The 17,800-nt window shown below is 44.8% G+C and carries 15 protein-coding genes and 2 tRNA genes; 2 read left to right on the top strand and 15 right to left on the bottom strand.

Features of this window, described 5'->3' with window-relative positions; genetic code table 11:
* Positions 1-178 precede the first annotated feature (178 nt).
* The 14 genes from pnp to rlmE all read right to left on the bottom strand — a co-directional run bounded on the left by pnp (position 179) and on the right by rlmE (position 15,166).
* Positions 179-2,314: a polyribonucleotide nucleotidyltransferase gene (pnp, locus tag R7R78_RS12115; RefSeq protein WP_005380098.1), complete on the bottom strand. Its 2,136-nt coding sequence runs from the start codon at positions 2,312-2,314 to the stop codon at positions 179-181.
* A gap of 292 nt (positions 2,315-2,606) precedes the next feature.
* Positions 2,607-2,876, bottom strand: coding sequence for a 30S ribosomal protein S15 (gene rpsO / locus R7R78_RS12110; RefSeq protein ID WP_005380094.1), 270 nt, complete (start codon positions 2,874-2,876; stop codon positions 2,607-2,609).
* Between the two features lie 141 nt (positions 2,877-3,017).
* Positions 3,018-3,971 carry a tRNA pseudouridine(55) synthase TruB gene (gene truB / locus R7R78_RS12105; RefSeq protein WP_005380088.1) on the bottom strand — a complete coding sequence of 318 codons (954 nt, stop codon included), beginning with the start codon at positions 3,969-3,971 and terminating at the stop codon, positions 3,018-3,020.
* On the bottom strand, positions 3,971-4,366 hold the full coding sequence (gene rbfA, locus R7R78_RS12100; protein ID WP_005380087.1) for a 30S ribosome-binding factor RbfA: 396 nt from the start codon (positions 4,364-4,366) through the stop codon (positions 3,971-3,973). The genes truB and rbfA overlap by 1 nt, the downstream gene beginning before the upstream one ends.
* Positions 4,367-4,480: 114 nt before the next feature.
* Entirely contained in the window at positions 4,481-7,192 is a 2,712-nt protein-coding gene (infB, locus tag R7R78_RS12095; RefSeq protein ID WP_005380086.1) for a translation initiation factor IF-2, read from the bottom strand.
* A 22-nt stretch (positions 7,193-7,214) separates the two neighbouring features.
* The gene (gene nusA, locus R7R78_RS12090; protein WP_005380084.1) at positions 7,215-8,702 is read right to left on the bottom strand and encodes a transcription termination factor NusA; all 1,488 of its coding nucleotides are present in this window, start codon (positions 8,700-8,702) and stop codon (positions 7,215-7,217) included.
* Positions 8,703-8,738: 36 nt separating this feature from the next.
* A complete protein-coding gene (rimP, locus tag R7R78_RS12085) occupies positions 8,739-9,194 on the bottom strand; it encodes a ribosome maturation factor RimP (RefSeq protein ID WP_005386424.1) in 456 nt (151 codons plus the stop codon).
* Between the two features lie 225 nt (positions 9,195-9,419).
* Positions 9,420-9,496 (bottom strand) — tRNA-Met (locus tag R7R78_RS12080).
* Positions 9,497-9,552: 56 nt separating this feature from the next.
* Positions 9,553-9,636, bottom strand: a tRNA-Leu gene (locus R7R78_RS12075).
* Between the two features lie 16 nt (positions 9,637-9,652).
* Positions 9,653-9,991 (bottom strand): preprotein translocase subunit SecG, encoded by a 339-nt coding sequence (gene secG / locus R7R78_RS12070; RefSeq protein WP_005380080.1) that lies wholly within the window; start codon positions 9,989-9,991, stop codon positions 9,653-9,655.
* Positions 9,992-10,211: 220 nt separating this feature from the next.
* Positions 10,212-11,552 (bottom strand): phosphoglucosamine mutase, encoded by a 1,341-nt coding sequence (glmM, locus tag R7R78_RS12065; protein ID WP_005388992.1) that lies wholly within the window; start codon positions 11,550-11,552, stop codon positions 10,212-10,214.
* Positions 11,553-11,571: 19 nt separating this feature from the next.
* On the bottom strand, positions 11,572-12,402 hold the full coding sequence (gene folP, locus R7R78_RS12060) for a dihydropteroate synthase (protein ID WP_225473690.1): 831 nt from the start codon (positions 12,400-12,402) through the stop codon (positions 11,572-11,574).
* A 52-nt stretch (positions 12,403-12,454) separates the two neighbouring features.
* Positions 12,455-14,428 carry an ATP-dependent zinc metalloprotease FtsH gene (ftsH, locus tag R7R78_RS12055; RefSeq protein ID WP_017635895.1) on the bottom strand — a complete coding sequence of 658 codons (1,974 nt, stop codon included), beginning with the start codon at positions 14,426-14,428 and terminating at the stop codon, positions 12,455-12,457.
* A gap of 108 nt (positions 14,429-14,536) precedes the next feature.
* Positions 14,537-15,166: a 23S rRNA (uridine(2552)-2'-O)-methyltransferase RlmE gene (rlmE, locus tag R7R78_RS12050; protein ID WP_005388985.1), complete on the bottom strand. Its 630-nt coding sequence runs from the start codon at positions 15,164-15,166 to the stop codon at positions 14,537-14,539.
* Positions 15,167-15,304: 138 nt separating this feature from the next.
* On the opposite strand from rlmE, the gene yhbY reads away from it, so the two are divergent.
* The gene (gene yhbY, locus R7R78_RS12045) at positions 15,305-15,601 is read left to right on the top strand and encodes a ribosome assembly RNA-binding protein YhbY (RefSeq protein WP_005380066.1); all 297 of its coding nucleotides are present in this window, start codon (positions 15,305-15,307) and stop codon (positions 15,599-15,601) included.
* 84 nt (positions 15,602-15,685) lie between these two features.
* On the opposite strand, the gene greA is transcribed toward yhbY, so the two are convergent.
* On the bottom strand, positions 15,686-16,159 hold the full coding sequence (gene greA / locus R7R78_RS12040; protein WP_005380065.1) for a transcription elongation factor GreA: 474 nt from the start codon (positions 16,157-16,159) through the stop codon (positions 15,686-15,688).
* Between the two features lie 546 nt (positions 16,160-16,705).
* Between greA and R7R78_RS12035 the strand changes: the two genes are divergently transcribed.
* Positions 16,706-17,728: a porin gene (locus R7R78_RS12035; protein WP_005380064.1), complete on the top strand. Its 1,023-nt coding sequence runs from the start codon at positions 16,706-16,708 to the stop codon at positions 17,726-17,728.
* Positions 17,729-17,800: the final 72 nt, after the last annotated feature.

Genomic DNA, 17,800 nt, shown 5'->3' with positions numbered 1-17,800 from the left:
TAATTGATACTCCTGTTTGGACCGCTCAAGATTTGTTTCTCTTAATGCAATATAGGCGATAACCTCGTTTGAGGTTAATACATCGAAACAAACCAAAAAAGGGGAGCGAAAATGCTCCCCTTTTATAACATGCTTTCAGGCCCTTAATCTAATAAAAGGCTGAAAGTCTCATTTTGTCTTACTCGTCTTTAGCAGCCGGTGCTTCAGCAGCAGCTTCTTCAGCTGGCTTTTCTACCGCTTCTTTCATGCTTAGACGTACACGGCCTTGGCGGTCGATTTCAAGAACTTTAACTTGAACTTCTTGACCTTCAGCTAGGTAGTCAGACACTTTCTCTACGCGTTTTTCTGCGATTTGAGAAATGTGTACAAGACCATCTTTGCCTGGAAGAACCGTTACGAATGCACCGAAGTCAGCTAGACGTGCAACTTTACCTGTGTAGATACGGCCCACTTCCACTTCAGCAGTGATCTCTTCGATACGGCGGATAGCTTCTTTCGCAGCAGTGCCTTCAGTTGCCGCAATCTTGATAGTACCGTCGTCTTCGATTTCGATAGTTGTACCAGTCTCTTCTGTTAGAGCACGGATAACTGCACCACCTTTACCGATAACGTCTTTGATCTTCTCAGCGCTGATCTTCATCGTGTGAATACGCGGAGCAAATTCAGAGATGTCTTCACGAGCACCAGAGATAGCTTCATCCATTACAGATAGGATGTGCTTACGTGCGCCTTGAGCTTGGTTAAGCGCAATTTGCATGATTTCTTTAGTGATGCCTTCGATCTTGATGTCCATTTGAAGTGCAGTGATACCAGTGTTAGTACCTGCTACTTTAAAGTCCATGTCACCTAGATGGTCTTCATCGCCAAGGATGTCAGAAAGTACAACGAAATCGTCACCTTCTTTAACAAGACCCATTGCGATACCAGCAACAGATGCTTTGATTGGTACACCTGCGTCCATAAGCGCAAGAGAAGTACCACATACTGAAGCCATTGAAGATGAACCGTTAGATTCAGTGATTTCCGATACAACACGTACTGTGTATGGGAACTCATCAACAGAAGGCATTACTGCAGCAATACCACGCTTCGCCAGTTTACCGTGGCCGATTTCACGACGCTTAGGAGAACCTACAAAACCAGTTTCACCTACACAGTATGGAGGGAAGTTGTAGTGCAGTAGGAAGTGATCTTTACGCTCACCAGTTAGCTCATCGATGATTTGAGCATCACGCTGAGTACCTAGCGTTGCCGTAACGATCGCCTGAGTTTCACCACGAGTGAATAGCGCGCTACCGTGAGTACGAGGAAGAACACCAGTACGTACATCTAGTGCACGAACCATGTCTTTTTCACGGCCATCGATACGAGGGTTACCTGCAATAATACGGCTACGTACTACTGTCTTCTCTAGATCATGGAAGATAGTGTGGATTTCTTTTGTATCTGCTTCAGGATCTTCAGCAAGAAGAACTTCATTTACTTCCGCAGCGATCTCATGGATGCGGTCGTAACGAGCCATTTTCTCAGTAATTTGGTAAGCTTCAACAAGTTTAGCTTCTGCTAGATCAGCAATCTTATTTTTAAGCGCTGTGTTCTCTTCAGGAGCAACCCAATCCCAAGCAGGAGTTGCAACTTCTGCTTTGAATTCGTTGATAGCTTGAATAGCAACTTGTTGTTGGTCATGACCATAAACAACCGCCGCTAGCATTTCTTCTTCAGTTAGGTTGTCCGCTTCTGACTCAACCATCAGTACTGCTGACTCTGTACCTGCAACAACAAGGTCAAGCTTAGAAGTTTCTAGTTCAGTTTGGCTAGGGTTAAGTACAAGCTGACCATCGATATGACCAACACGCGCCGCACCGATAGGGCCGTTGAATGGAATGCCAGAGATAGCAAGAGCAGCAGAAGTACCGATCATTGTAACGATATCTGGCTGAACATCTGGGTTTACAGACATTACTGTCGCGATAACCTGAACTTCGTTTTTAAACGCGTCTGGGAATAGCGGACGGATTGGACGGTCGATTAGACGAGCTGTTAGCGTTTCGCCTTCAGAAGGACGACCTTCACGTTTGAAGAAGCCGCCTGGGATTTTACCCGCAGCGTAAGTACGCTCTTGGTAGTTAACCGTTAGTGGGAAGAAGTCTTGACCTGCAACGGCTTCTTTTTTACCTACAACAGATACGAATACAGACGTATCATCCATTGTGACCATAACTGCTGCTGTAGCTTGACGTGCAATAACGCCAGTTTCTAAAGTAACTGTGTGGTTGCCGTACTGGAACGTTTTAACAACTGGTTTTTCGAACATTGTTATTCCTTGTTTCTAATCTTCCTTTAGTGCTTAAAGAAATCTTAGATGTGTTAATTGACACTCAAGGCATTACGAATCGCGACTAGTAAAAAGAAACTCGGAAATTCCTTTTGAATAGTCGCGACCTTTTGGTCGACGTGGTTGACTGTAATGCTATGAGCTTTTGAGAAAACCTCTTACAAGGTTTAGCCGCCAGTATTATAACGGCATAAGTCTAATTTGGCTAAATTTAGGCAACAAAAAAGGGGCATAAAGCCCCTTTTTAGACAAACTGCTATGCAGTCGCTGATTAGCGACGTAGGCCTAGACGTTTGATTAGGTCTTGGTAGCGAGCTAGGTTTTTACCTTTTAGGTAATCTAGAAGCTTACGACGACGAGAAACCATGCGTAGAAGACCACGACGGCTGTGGTGATCGCCTTTGTGCGCTTTGAAGTGACCTTGTAGGTGGTTGATAGAAGCTGTAAGTAGAGCTACTTGAACTTCTGGTGAACCAGTGTCGCCTTCGCCTTGTGCGTATTCTGCAACGATTGCTGCTTTAGTTTCTGCATTCAGAGACATAATTCTCTCCTAATAAGAGTAGGTTTAAAGTTGTAGCAGCCAATCTCTGATTCAGCCGCTACGCGAAGCGCGGATTATAGGGAAATTTCCTATCTCGTGCAATATAAAAATACCGACACTCAGGTCGGTATTTTCAATCATTTACTTGGATGCAACGTCATCTCGGAACACGACCAATCGCTTAGGAGCGATTTTGCCATCTTCGTTCATTTCGCCAACGCCAATAAACAAGCGTTCTTCACCCATAGTAAGGCGAAGTGAGCCCTCAGTCGGAGCACCAAATACTTGAACGGGCTGCCCATGTTGGACCATATTCGCCAGTTCAGGCACCAAGTTGACTTCTGGTAAGTCTTCTACCGCTGTATCCATTGGCAAAAGCAGTGGGTCCAGTAGCTCTCGAGGCGCTCGTTCCTCGCGGTGAGCTTGCTCTAGCAACTCATTTAGTTGCTCAAGTGTTACCATATTCTCGTAAGGGTATTTAGCAACACCAGTACGACGAAGCATAGTTACGTGCGCACCACAACCTAACATTTCGCCCAGATCATCAACGATAGTACGAATATAGGTACCTTTAGAGCAGTGCACTTCCATCTCTACTTCATCGCCTTCAAAACGGTGAAGAACAATCTCATATACCGTGATCTTACGAGATTCACGCGGAACTTCGATGCCTTTACGAGCGTATTCATACAAGGGTTTACCTTGATACTTCAACGCAGAGAACATGGAAGGCACTTGATCAGATTCACCACGGAACTGATCGATGCACGCTTCTAGCTTGTCTAACGTAACATCGACTGGACGCGTCTCTACAACTTCACCATCCGAGTCAGACGTATTGGTACGTTCACCCAGCTTTGCGATCACACGGTAGCGTTTATCAGAATCAAGAAGAAACTGAGAAAATTTTGTCGCTTCACCCAAGCAAATTGGCAGCATGCCTGTCGCTAATGGGTCCAAGGCTCCAGTGTGGCCTGCTTTCTCAGCAAAGTAGATTCGCTTTACTTTTTGCAGTGCATCATTGGAAGAGATACCTGTTGGTTTGTCCAACAGTATAACGCCATTAATTGGACGACCTTTACGACGACGAGCCATTATTCTTCGTCCTCACGACCAGAATCTTTTTGCTTTTGTTTGTCTGAACTAACGACTTCAGACACTAGGTTAGACATACGCATACCTTCAACAAGCGTATTGTCATAGTGGAAGCGGATTTCTGGCGTTAAACGTAGACGAATACGCTTACCTAACATCATGCGAATGTGCACTTCGTGCTCACGTAGCGCTGCTAGACATGATTCAGGTGTTTGCTCACCCACACACAGGAAGGTCACAAATACTTTTGCGTAAGCTAGGTCACGAGAGACTTCTACGTCTGAGATCGTCACCATGCCAAGGCGAGAGTCACGAACTTCACGTTGAAGGATCATCGCTAGTTCTTTTTGCAGCTGCTGTGCAACGCGCTGCGTGCGGCTAAATTCTTTTGACATATCTTTACTCTTATATAGAAAGAATGGGGGGTTGGTCAAAGCCAGCCCCCCATGGTGTATTCAACAACCAATTACTACTTATCTTTCAAAGACAATATTAGTAATTTTAGTCAATTAGTCTAGAGTACGTTTAATTTCAACGATTTCGAAGACTTCGATTTGGTCACCAACGCGAACATCATTGTAGTTCTTAACGCCGATACCACATTCGTAGCCATTCTTAACTTCTTGAACGTCATCTTTGAAACGACGTAGTGACTCTAGTTCACCTTCGTAAATAACAACGTTATCACGTAGTACACGGATTGGGTTGTTACGCTTGATCACACCTTCTGTAACCATACAACCAGCGATAGCGCCCAGTTTCGGTGACTTAAACACGTCACGAACTTCAGCAAGACCAATGATCTCTTGCTTGAATTCTGGAGCAAGCATACCGCCCATTGCTTGTTTCACTTCGTCAATCAATTGGTAAATGATTGAGTAGTAACGTAAGTCAACAGCTGCGGCTTCAACAGCACGACGAGCAGAAGCATCTGCACGAACGTTAAAGCCAAGGATGATTGCGTTTGAAGCTTCCGCTAGTACTACGTCAGTTTCCGTAATACCACCAACACCAGAACCAACGATGTTCACTTTAACTTCGTCTGTAGATAGCTTAACTAGTGAGTCTGCGATTGCTTCTACAGAACCTTGAACGTCTGCTTTAAGTACAACGTTAAGTTCAGCAACTTCACCTGCAGTCATGTTAGAGAACATGTTCTCTAGTTTAGATTTCTGCTGACGAGCAAGTTTCACTTCACGGAACTTACCAGCACGGTAGTTAGCTACTTCACGCGCTTTACGCTCGTCACGAACTACTGTTGCTTCATCACCTGAAGATGGTACACCTGAAAGACCTAGGATCTCTACAGGGATAGATGGGCCAGCCGAAGTAATTTCTTTACCTAGCTCATCACGCATTGCACGAACACGGCCGTATTCTTGACCACAAAGAACGATGTCGCCTTTGTTTAGTGTACCTGATTGAACAAGTACTGTTGCAACTGGACCACGACCTTTATCTAGGCGAGATTCAACAACAACACCAGATGCCATGCCTTCAGCTACAGCTGTAAGTTCAAGAACTTCAGACTGAAGAAGGATTGCTTCTAGAAGACCATCGATGTTTGTACCCTGTTTAGCAGAGATGTGAACGAACATGTTCTCACCGCCCCACTCTTCAGGAATAACGTCGTATTGAGCAAGCTCGTTCTTAACGTTATCTGGGTTCGCGTCTTCTTTATCGATCTTGTTCACAGCAACAATTAGAGGAACGCCTGCCGCTTTCGCGTGCTGAATCGCTTCTACTGTTTGTGGCATTACGCCATCGTCTGCTGCAACTACAAGAACAACGATATCTGTCGCTTGAGCACCACGAGCACGCATTGCAGTAAACGCTGCGTGTCCAGGAGTATCAAGGAACGTGATCATGCCGTTGTCTGTTTCAACGTGGTACGCACCAATGTGCTGAGTAATACCACCCGCTTCGCCAGAAGCAACGTGTGTGCGACGGATGTAGTCAAGTGTTGACGTTTTACCGTGGTCAACGTGACCCATGATAGTAACAACTGGAGCACGTGGAACTGCTTCCGCGTTAGTGTCACGGTCAGATAGTACCGCTTCTTCCAGTTCGTTCTCTTTACGAAGAACTACTTTATGGCCCATTTCTTCAGCAACAAGTTGTGCTGTTTCTTGGTCGATCACTTGGTTGATAGTCGCCATAGCGCCCATCTTCATCATTACTTTGATAACTTCTGTCGCTTTAACCGACATCTTGTTAGCAAGTTCTGATAGAACGATCGTTTCGCCAATTACAACGTCTTGCTTAGCAACCGTTGCTGACTTATCAAACCCGTGCTGCATTGAAGTCGGCTTAGCAAGTTTGCCCTTACGACCTCTACCGCCACGTTGGTTGTTACGGCCACCGCGAGCTTGGTCGTCTTTACCCGAAGCTGCTTTTTTCTTCTTACGACGACCGCCTTCTACTTTGCGATCTGCTTCATCTTCGGCTTCACGTGCGTATTGTGAAGTCGTTACATGGTAATCTGTATCTTCCATATCACCCTTTTTCTCTTCTGCAGCAGACCAACGCTCTTTATTCTTTTCAGCCAATTCGCGAGCTTCTTCAAGCTTGCGCTGACTTTCCTCTTCAGCCTTACGCTTAGCTTCTTCTTCCTGACGACGTTTAAGCTCGTCGGCCTCTTTTCGCGCTGCTTCTTGCTTAATTTTCTCTTCAGCATCACGCTTTGCTTTTTCTTCAGCATTACGTTGTGCATTCGTATCTACGTCTCGCTTCGCTTTTTCTTCAGCTTCACGTTTCGCTTTTTCTTCCGCTTCACGTTTTGCAGCTTCTTCAGCTTCACGTTTTGCAGCTTCTTCAGCTTCACGTTTTGCAGCTTCTTCTGCTGCACGTTTTGCTGCTTCTTCTGCTTCACGTTGTGCTGCTTCTTCAGCTTCACGTTTCGCTTCATCTTCAATTGTGCTGCGCTTCACGTATGTACGTTTTTTGCGCACCTCAACCTGAACATTCTTACTCTTACCACCACCCGCGTTCACACTAAGTGTACTACGAGTTTTACGCTGAAGCGTAAGGCGAGTCGGCTCTGAATCACCTGATTTATCACCGTGTTCTTTCTTTAAATGAGAGAGAAGCTTCTGCTTCTCTTCATCAGTAACATTGTCAGAGCTCGCCTTTTTAATGCCAGCGTCAGCAAGTTGTTCAATCAAGCGGTCGACTGGCGTACCAATCTCATCACTCAGTGCTTTAACTGTTAATTGTGTCATGCCGCTTCCTCCTTGCCGAAAATTATGCTTCTTCGCCGAACCAACAGATGTTACGTGCGGCCATAATTAGCTCACCTGCACGTTCTTCGGTCAGGCCTTCGATACCTTCTAAATCGTCAATACCTTGGTCAGCAAGATCTTCCAGTGTCGCTACACCTTTCGCTGCCAATTTAAATGCCATCTCACGCTCAAGACCTTCAAGTGCAAGTAGGTCCTCAGCTGGTTCTAGACCTTCAAAAGACTCTTCTTGTGCTAGTGCGATCGTCGTTAGTGCATCTTTTGCACGTCCACGAAGCTCTTCGATTAGTTCTTCATTCAAACCATCGATTTCTAGTAGCTCGTTAACTGGCACGTATGCGATTTCTTCTAGCGTTGAGAAACCTTCTTCAACAAGAAGTTGAGCGAAGTCTTCTTCAATATCTAGGTACTTCATGAAGTTTTCAATAGATGCTTGTGATTCTTCAGCGTGTTTCTTCTGAAGATCAGCAACTGTCATAACATTCAGTTCCCAACCGGTTAGTTGAGATGCTAGACGCACGTTTTGACCGTTACGACCAATAGCTTGCGCTAGGTTGTCAGCTTCAACTGCGATGTCCATTGAGTGTGCATCCTCATCAACGATGATAGAAGCAACATCAGCTGGCGCCATTGCGTTGATAACGAATTGAGCTGGGTTATCATCCCAAAGAACGATATCGATACGCTCACCACCAAGTTCGCCAGAAACAGCCTGTACACGTGCACCACGCATACCAACACACGCACCTACAGGGTCGATACGTTTGTCATTTGTTTTGACAGCGATCTTAGCACGAGAACCAGGATCACGTGCTGCGCCTTTCAGCTCGATAATATCTTCTGCGATTTCAGGCACTTCAACACGGAACAGTTCTGCCAACATTTCTGGCTTAGAACGAGTGATGAACAATTGGAAACCACGTGCTTCAGGCGCGACTTTGTAAAGAAGGCCACGTACGCGGTCGCCTGGACGGAAGTTTTCACGAGGAAGTTGGTCATCACGCAGGATTACCGCTTCAGCGTTATTACCAAGATCAAGCACGATTGTGTCACGGTTTACTTTTTTCACGACACCAGTGATTAGATCACCCTCATTGTCGATGAACTGTTCAACGATTTGTGCGCGCTCAGCTTCACGAACTTTTTGAACGATAACTTGCTTAGCAGTTTGAGTCGTAATACGGTCAAACGTTACTGATTCGATTTCGTCTTCTACGTAGTCGCCAAGCTCGATTGAGTCATCTTCGTATTGCGCTGCTTCTAGTGAGATCTCTTTTGTAGGGTTCTCAACGTCATCAACAACTAACCAACGGCGGTAAGTTACAAATTCACCGGTTTTACGGTCAATGGCAACACGTACGTCGATTTCGATTTCGTATTTTTTCTTTGTAGAAGTTGCTAGAGCAATCTCAAGAGCCTCAAAGATACGCTCACGAGGTACCGCTTTTTCGTTCGATACCGCTTCTGCTACCGCTAAAATTTCTTTACTCATTGTATTTAGCCTCTAAGCTTAAACTTTTTTAGGGAACTAAAATTTAGGGATCAGGTTAGCTTTGGAAATGTTACTTAGAGCAAACTCTTCTTGCTGACCGTCTACAGTAATTGTCACTGTTTCGCCATCAACACCGTGGATAATACCTTTCCACTTACGACGGTTTGCTACAGCCATTTTCAATACGATGCTGACCTCGTGACCAATAAATTGCTCGTAATGTGCTGCTTTAAAAAGTGGTCTTTCTAAACCTGGAGAAGACACTTCTAGGCTGTAAGCAACAGAAATTGGATCTTCAACGTCTAAAACTGCACTAACTTGGTGGCTAACTTCTGCACAGTCGTCTACGTTAATACCATTTTCATGGTCAATGTAGATACGTAACGTTGAGTGCGCGCCTGCACGAATGAATTCTAATCCAACTAACTCATAACCTGATGCCGCTACTGGCGCGTCAAGCATTTCAGTAAGTTGTCTTTCTAAACCAGTCATTTAACCACTCCAGAAACAAAAAAAGGGCTCAGAGCCCAATCAAAAAACCAAGCAGTATCTGAGCTATTTCAAAAAGCTCAGATAACAAAAAACCCCGATAGTCGGGGTTTTATGCTGCTGGACCCTGATACGTTAAGAATAGCCAACAATTGCTTTTCTTAACTCGTAGTGTGGTTAGCACTACGCAAACTTGCCAATCTACGATTTCCTTTTAAAGAAAGAGATTGGTTGCGGGGGCCGGATTTGAACCGACGACCTTCGGGTTATGAGCCCGACGAGCTACCAAGCTGCTCCACCCCGCGTCCGACTTGCTGAGCATTATACTCGCAAACAAGTGATTTACAAGTTTGTAAATACATGGTGCCGAGAGAGGGACTCGAACCCTCACACCTAAGGCACTAGCACCTCATGCTAGCGTGTCTACCAATTTCACCATCTCGGCATCAAAACCTTACAGCTTATTGAGGAATTTCATCACCCGCAGGGGCAGGAACTTCACTCGCTGCATCCTTAACTTGTTCAACAACTGGTTGACCTAACGTTGGGTCTACCCATTGTGATTCAGTCTGGTGCGTAGACATACGACCAAGTAACAAGCTAACGATAAAGAATACGGTTGCTAAAATAGCAGTTGTTCGGGTTAAGAAATTACCTGAGCCGCCAGCACCAAACACTGTGTTTGAAGCACCAGCACCGAACGAGGCTCCCATATCTGCGCCTTTACCTTGTTGAATCAACACAAGGCCAATCACACCAAGCGCTGCCAACAGGTAAATCACAAGTAGAACTGAAAACATTTTTTCCACCTATGTTCCAAATTGTTGAGCCAGCGCCGTTCAAAAGAATAAATCATAACGAACAAGGCTAGCGACCTCCTAACGGGAGGCGGAGCAATACTAGCGAAAGCCAGTAACGCTGACAAGGGAAAATTAGTAAAAAATCAATGCCAATGCGTTAAGCGCTCAAAAAAAGGGCAAAAGACGCCCTTTTCATTCAAGACATGCTTTAACGCAATGATTAACAACTTGCTTTAACAGCCTCAGCGATTTTCAATGCTGAGTGTTGAACTAGTTCACCATCTTCTCCTTCCACCATAACGCGGATCAAAGGCTCAGTGCCAGACTTACGCAGCAATACACGCCCTTTATCACCAAGTGTCGCCTCTACTTCAGCGACAGCATTTAATACAGCTGTAGCTTCAAGAGGGTTACTTTCTCCTGAGAAACGGACATTTTCTAAAACCTGAGGATATAGTGTCATTCCTTGCGATAGTTCATATAAAGACATATCGCTGCCAATTACAGAAGCAAGTACTTGAAGTGCAGCAACAATCGCATCGCCGGTTGTGACTTTATCTAATAAGATCACATGGCCTGAGTTTTCAGCACCAATTTTCCAACCTTTTTCTAGCAGTTGCTCCATGACATAACGGTCACCAACAGCAGCACGTACAAACGGAATGCCTAGCTGCTTTAAACCATTTTCCATACCCAAGTTAGTCATTAGTGTACCAACAACACCACCCTTTAGCTCACCACGACGAAGTGCATCACGAGCGATGATATAAGCAATTTGGTCACCATCAACTTTGTTACCCAAGTGATCGACCATAATGATACGGTCACCATCACCATCAAACGCGAGACCAAGATGCGCTTGCTCTTCAACAACACGCTGTTGAAGAGCTCGTACGTCTGTTGCGCCCACTTTTTCATTAATGTTGATGCCGTTAGGCTCTACGCCCATAGCGATAACTTCTGCCCCAAGTTCTTTGAAGACATTTGGAGCGATGTGGTACGTTGCACCGTGCGCACAGTCTACTACGATCTTAAAGTTCGCAAGGCTCAACTCAGATGGGAAAGTACTCTTACAGAATTCGATGTAACGACCAGCTGCATCATTTAGGCGGGTTGCTTTACCAAGCTCAGCAGACTCCACACATTCAATTTCTTTATCTAACTCTGCTTCAATCGCCAATTCAATATCGTCAGGTAGCTTAGTACCCTCAGAAGAAAAGAATTTAATGCCGTTGTCGTAATATGGGTTATGTGATGCAGAAATCACAATACCAGCCTCGGCACGGAAAGTCTGAGTTAAATAGGCCACAGCTGGAGTTGGCATGGGACCAGTAAATGTTGCTTTAAGTCCCGCAGCTGCAAGGCCTGCCTCTAGTGCAGATTCAAGCATATAACCTGAAATACGTGTATCTTTACCTATGATAACTTTCTTTGTGCCTTGTTTCGCTAGTACACGACCAGCAGCCCAGCCAAGCTTAAGTACGAAGTCTGGAGTGATTGGGTATTGTCCTACTTTACCGCGCACACCGTCAGTACCAAAGTAACGTCTTTCATTCGACATAAACTTTCCTTTATTATTTTTAAATATTGTTTTTCGTCATCTCAACAACTTTCATTGCTTCGATTGTCTCTTCAAAGTCATGCACGCGAATGATCTGCGCGCCTTTCATCGCGGCAATCGTAGCACAAACAACACTTGCGTTCGTACACTCTGCCGCTGGCTTGTCTAACAGTTTGAAGATCATGGATTTACGAGACATGCCAGCCAAAATAGGCAGGCCGAATTCATGAAACTTTTCAAGATGAGCAAGCATATGATAATTGTGTTCGATTGTTTTGCCAAAGCCAAACCCAGGATCGAGAATCAGTTGAGATTTATCAATCCCTGCAGCTTCACACGCCGCGATACGTTCTTCTAGAAAAGCCGACACGTCCCCCATTAAATCATCATAATGAGGGTCAACTTGCATGGTCCTAGGTTGACCGTTCATATGCATCAGACAAATTGGAAGGTTTGCTTCTGCTGCGACTTCCAGAGCACCAGGCTCTTGCAGCGAGCGGATGTCATTGATCAAATCAGCCCCAGCATCAATTGCTTGACGCATCACTTCTGCTTTACTGGTGTCAACGGAAATCCACACATCATACTTTTCACGAATGGCTTTGATTACTGGGACAACACGCCTAAGCTCTTCTTCCAAAGACACATCCGGTGCACCAGGTCTTGTCGATTCACCACCAACATCAACAATACTTACACCAGCCTTTATCATTTTATCAACTTGAGCAAGAGCAAGTTCAATTGAGTTGTATTTACCGCCATCCGAAAAGGAATCCGGTGTCACATTTAGAATGGCCATGACATGTGGACGCGAAAGGTCCAAAGATTTGTTATTTGCTGTAATCATCATCATAAACACAAAAACCCCGAGATAACTCGGGGTTTAATATTATCGATACTCTTTATTCAGAGTCTTTCTTTTCAGGCGCTTCGTTAGAAGTTGTTTCAGAAGAGCTAGGCTGTTCTGCATCTTTCGCAGTCTCCGTTGCTTCTTCTTTAACTTCTTGCTTTGCTTGAGGCTTGTCGCTGTCTTCTGGTTTGCTTGCTGAGTTATCACTCCAGCCCGCAGGCTCACGAATTTCAGCTTTGCGCTCCATTAAGTCATCAATCTGGCGAGCATCAATGGTTTCATACTTCATCAGCGCATCTTTCATCGCATGCATGATATCCATGTTCTCTTGAAGAATCTTCTTCGCACGATCGTAGTTGCGGTCAATGATCTGACGAACTTCGTCATCAATCAACTTCGCTGTATCGTCAGACACATGTTTAGTCTGAGTTACACTACGCCCTAAGAACACTTCGCCTTCATCTTCTGCATACAGCAGAGGGCCAAGCTTTTCAGAGAAACCCCATTGAGTAACCATCTTACGAGCAATATCTGTTGCGCGCTCGATATCATTAGAAGCACCGGTTGATACTTTGTCAGCACCGTAGATAAGTTCTTCTGCTAAACGACCACCGTACAAGCTAGAAATCATTGATTCTAGGTGTTGGCGAGACATACTCACGCGGTCCTGCTCTGGAAGGTACATTGTTACACCCAACGCACGACCACGTGGAATGATAGACACTTTGTACACTGGATCGTGTTCAGGAACCAAGCGACCAACAATCGCGTGACCCGCTTCGTGGTATGCGGTTGACTCTTTCACTTCCTCAGACATCACCATTGAACGGCGCTCAGCACCCATCATGATTTTGTCTTTCGCCAGTTCAAACTCAACCATAGAAACGTTGCGCTTGTTACCGCGCGCAGCAAACAGGGCTGCTTCGTTAACTAAGTTTGCTAGGTCAGCACCAGAGAAGCCTGGAGTACCACGTGCGATGAGAGAAGGCTCTACATCACCCGCTAGAGGGACCTTACGCATGTGAACTTTTAGGATCTGTTCACGGCCACGTACATCTGGAAGACCAACTACCACTTGGCGGTCAAAACGACCAGGACGCAGTAACGCAGGGTCCAGCACATCCGGACGGTTAGTCGCAGCGATAACGATAATACCTTCGTTACCTTCGAAACCATCCATCTCAACGAGCATTTGGTTTAGTGTTTGTTCACGTTCATCATGACCACCACCAACACCTGCGCCACGTTGACGACCTACCGCATCGATCTCATCGATAAAGATGATACAAGGTGCGGCTTTCTTTGCTTGTTCAAACATGTCACGCACACGAGATGCACCAACACCAACGAACATTTCTACGAAATCAGAACCAGAGATAGTAAAGAATGGTACTTTCGCCTCACCGGCAATGGCTTTCGCTAGAAGCGTTTTACCCGTACCAGGAGGACCAACCATTAGAACACCCGTTGGAATCTTACCGCCCAGCTTTTGGAAGCGGCTTGGATCGCGTAGGTAGTCCACCAGCTCTTTCACGTCTTCTTTTGCTTCGTCACAACCTGCAACGTCAGCAAAAGTTGTCTTGATTTGTTCTTCGCTCATCATTCGAGCTTTGCTCTTACCAAAAGACATGGCGCCTTTACCACCGCCGCCTTGCATTTGACGCATGAAGAAAATCCATACACCAATTAGTAAGATCATTGGGAACCAAGAGATGAAGATAGTACCAAGCAAGCTTTGCTCTTCTGGAGGCGTGCCTTGTACTTTCACGTTTTGGTTAATTAGGTCATCTAGAAGCTTTTGGTCATACACTGGCATGTAAGTGACCATTTTGGCACCGCCGCCACGACGAACAAAGCTAATTTCACCGTCTTTAAAAGTTGCTTCTTGAATCTGGCCTTGGCCAACTTCCTGTACAAACGTGGTGTAATCCACGGTTCTGCCATTGCTTTCTCCAGGGCCAAAGCTCTGGAATACCGACATCAATACGACGGCGATAACAAGCCACAGAATTAAATTTTTTGCCATGTCACTCAAGGTGTAAGCCTCTCGATAACTAATTGTAATTAAAGGTAGGGTACTACAGTTCATTAACTGTAGCTATAGTGTTAACACGCTCTCAAGAGAGCAAAATGGTTAACCTTTGTAACCAGTGGCTACGACGAAGACCTCTCGAGAGCGAGCTCGCGATGAGTCTGGTTTTCTAATTTTTACGGCTTTAAACATGTCTCGGACTTCTTTCACATACTGATCGAAGCCTTCCCCTTGGAAAACCTTTACGACAAAGCTACCATTAGGCGCTAGAACTTGTCGACACATATCTAAAGCTAATTCAACTAAATACATAGCGCGAGGTTGATCAACAGAATTGTTTCCCGCGATGTTAGGCGCCATATCAGACATTACTACGTCTACCATGGAAGGTTGGATCCTTTCTAGCAAAGCCTCCAATACTGCATCATCACGAAAGTCGCCTTGTAAAAAGCTAACGCCAGCAATCGGGTCCATAGGAAGCAAGTCACACGCGATGATCTGACCACTGTCCCCTACTATCTTAGCAGCATATTGAGACCATCCGCCCGGCGCAGCCCCCAAGTCGACGACTGTCATTCCAGGCTTTAACAATTTATCTTTCGTTTGAATCTCATCGATCTTGAAATAAGCACGTGAGCGGTAGCCTTTTTTTCGGGCTTCATTCGCGTATTTATCATCAAAGTGTTCTTTCAACCAACGACCAGAACTAGCCGAATGTTTTTGTTTACTCATTTTAATCCCAACAAGGCACAAATTGGAGCTATTGTTTTAATAGGCGCTACCTATTACTCAATAAATTATAGTCTTCAGCAATAGATGGCGTTAAAATAGCTTTTTTCAACCCTTATTTTAAAGAAAATTGGCCGCGTAATGAACCTAAGCACCAAACAAAAGCAGCACCTTAAAGGCCTAGCTCACAGTTTAAAACCTGTTGTGCTAATGGGCGCAAATGGACTTACAGAAGCCGTGCTAGCAGAAATTGAAATCGCTCTTAACCATCACGAACTTATCAAAGTAAAAGTTGCTTCGGAAGATCGTGAAACAAAACAGCTAATCATCGACGCTATCGTACGTGAGACGGGCGCTGAAAAAGTTCAGACTATTGGTAAAGTGCTAGTGCTATACCGCCAGTCTGAAGAGCGTAAAATCGAAATCCCTCGTAAGTAACTCTACTTACGTTGCTGAAGAAAAAAGGTCGCCTGAGGCGACCTTTTTGCGTTTTATCAGGGCAGTAATGCTACTCCAAACGACCTAGATATATTCTACTCGGTCAATTTCGAAGTCTTTCGCGCCACCCGGAGTTTGAATAGCAACTTCATCGCCTTCCATCTTGCCAATCAGGCCACGAGCAATAGGTGAGCTCACTGAAATGCGACCTGCTTTGATATCGGCTTCGTCATCACCAACGATTTGGTACGTTTTTTCTTCTTCGGTGTCGATATCAATCAAGGTTACGGTTGAACCAAAAATAACTTTACCCGTGTTCTCCATCTTCGTTACATCAATAACTTGAGCAACTGACAGTTTGTATTCAATGTCACGGATTTGTGCTTCACAAATGCCCTGCTCTTCACGAGCGGCGTGATATTCAGCATTCTCTTTTAAATCACCTAGCTCACGAGCTTCAGCAATTGCCTCTGAGATCTGAGGACGTAGTTTAAGTAGACGATCGAGTTCTGCACGTAGCTTTTGCTCGCCACGTAGTGTCATTGGAACTTTTTCCATTTTATAACCTCAAGCCCAAATGGGTCTTTGGACAAAAAAAAGCCCACCCTGTCATAGGACTGGGTAGTGCGCTTAAAGATGTATTTCGTTTAGTGTAAACAAACTCCCGGACGAAATCATCTTAATTCGAAAGACAGCAAGACTATGCCTTTTCGGCATAATGATATAACTCACTTTTAGAGCGGTTCTAGGGCGAATCACCTTCTCAATTTATTGAAAAACAACACTGTTCATTACACCAAAAACCTCAAAAAAGATAAAAACTAATCAATGTCAGGCCAATGTCATTGCCAATAATTTCAATAAAAAACAGTAATTTAAATAAAAACAACGCACAATTGAACAGTGTTCATCAGTGGGATTTATATCATTTTACTAACTCATACGGAAACTTTAGCAGTAAAACATGTCCAGCGAGTTGTTAGATCAATGGCTTACAAGTGCGAACTATATCGCTCAATTAGCCAATTTTGGACCAACAACTTGTGAGAGATCACCTCTCCCCCATACAACAATGATTATGGACAGCTAACTAGGACAAATAAGATGAAAAAGACTCTAATTGCTCTTTCTGTATCTGCAGCAGCTATGGCAACTGGCGTAAACGCAGCTGAACTTTACAACCAAGACGGTACTTCTCTAGAAATGGGCGGCCGTGCTGAAGCACGTCTATCTATGAAAGATGGCGACGCTCAAGACAAATCTCGCATCCGTCTAAACTTCCTTGGTAAACAAGAAATCAATGACAACCTATACGGTGTTGGTTTCTGGGAAGGTGAATTTGAGACTGCTCAAAACGGTACTGTAGACGGCGACGACAAGAGCGATCTAGAAACTCGTCTTGCTTACGCTGGTCTTGGCGGTGCTTACGGTGAGTTCGCATACGGTAAAACTGAAGGTGCACTAGGCGTTATCACTGACTTCACAGATATCATGGCTTACCACGGTAACTCTGCAGCAGACAAACTAGCTGTATCAGACCGTACAGACAACATGATGGCTTACAAAGGCCAGTTTGAAAACCTAAGCGTAAAAGCAAGCTACCGCTTCGCTGATCGTATGGAAAACAAAAACACTGGTGAGTACTACGACAACAAACAAGACGGTTACTCTCTATCTGCAATCTACGCTCTAGCTGACACTGGTCTTGAGCTAGGTGCTGGTTACGCAGATCAAGACAAAGCTAACGAGTACATGCTAGCTGCATCTTACACAATGTCTGATCTTTACTTCGCTGGTGTATTCACTGACGGCGAGAAAATGGAAGATTCAAACAACAGTAACACAGTTGATTACACTGGTTACGAGCTAGCGGGTGCTTACACTCTAGGCCAAACAGTATTTACAACATCATACAACAATGCAGAAACTAACAACGAAACTTCTGCAAACAACTTCGCTGTTGATGCTTCTTACTACTTCAAGCCTAACTTCCGTGGTTACATTTCTTACAACTTCAACCTGATTGATGCAGGTGACAAGTTTGGTTCAACTGACACGAGCAAAACAGTTGCAACTAAGATCGATGCTGAAGACGAGCTAGCTCTAGGTCTACGTTACGACTTCTAATTCCGGTCTTTGACTAGAATATCGAATGCCCGCTTTAAGCGGGCATTTTTTATACTTCATTTTAAGCAGCGC

This window comes from Vibrio sp. 2134-1 (genome assembly GCF_033339495.1).
This window is presented reverse-complemented; position numbering and strand designations above follow the sequence as displayed.